Origin of the sequence: Nocardioides endophyticus (assembly GCF_039543845.1) — a bacterium.
In the GTDB taxonomy this organism is placed as follows: Bacteria; Actinomycetota; Actinomycetes; order Propionibacteriales; family Nocardioidaceae; genus Nocardioides; species Nocardioides endophyticus.
Window position 1 is genome coordinate 1 of sequence record NZ_BAABKN010000046.1, and the last position, 748, is coordinate 748.

The window sequence follows — 748 nt, forward strand, 5'->3', positions numbered from 1 at the left end:
TTCGGCTTCCCGGTCGTGCCGGAGGTGTACATGACGTAGAGCGGGTGCTCGGCGTCGAACGCCTCCGGGGTGTGCTCCTTCGACGCGCCGCCGACGGCGTCGTGCCACCACACATCCACACTGTCGTCCCACCCGTGCTCACCCAGGTCCTGCCCGGTACGCCGCACGACCAGCACCTTCTCCACCACGTGCCCGTTGATCTGGGTGGTCTTCGTGCGCGCCTCGTCCACGGCAGGCTTCAGCGCCGACGCCGCGCCCCGGCGGTAGCCGCCGTCGGCGGTGATGACGACCTTGGCCTGGCAGTCGTCGAGCCTCGAGGCCAGCGCATCGGCCGAGAACCCACCGAAGACCACCGTGTGCGGCGCCCCGATCCGCGCGCAGGCCAGCATCGCGACCACCGCCTCGGGGATCATCGGCAGATAGATCGCGACCCGGTCCCCGGTCCGCACCCCGAGCCCGATCAGCGCGTTAGCCGCCTGCGACACCTCGTCCTTGAGCTGCGCATAGGTCAAGTCACGGGCGTCGGCCACCCCATCATCGGACACCGGCTCACCGACCCAGTGGATCGCGACCTTGTCACCCCGGCCGGCCTCGACGTGACGATCCACACAGTTGTACGACGCGTTCAGCCGCCCGCCCACGAACCACTTCGCGAACGGCGCGTCGTCCCAGTCCAAGACCCGATCCCACCTCGTGTCCCAATCCAGCCGCTCGGCCTGCTCGGCCCAGAACGCGTCCCGATCCGACG

1 protein-coding gene is annotated in these 748 nt (G+C 69.7%); it reads right to left on the minus strand.

All coding sequences use genetic code 11. From position 1 onward, the window contains the following. Nucleotides 1-748: AMP-binding protein (locus ABEA33_RS27270; protein WP_345530353.1), on the minus strand; the 748-nt coding region annotated here is incomplete at both ends.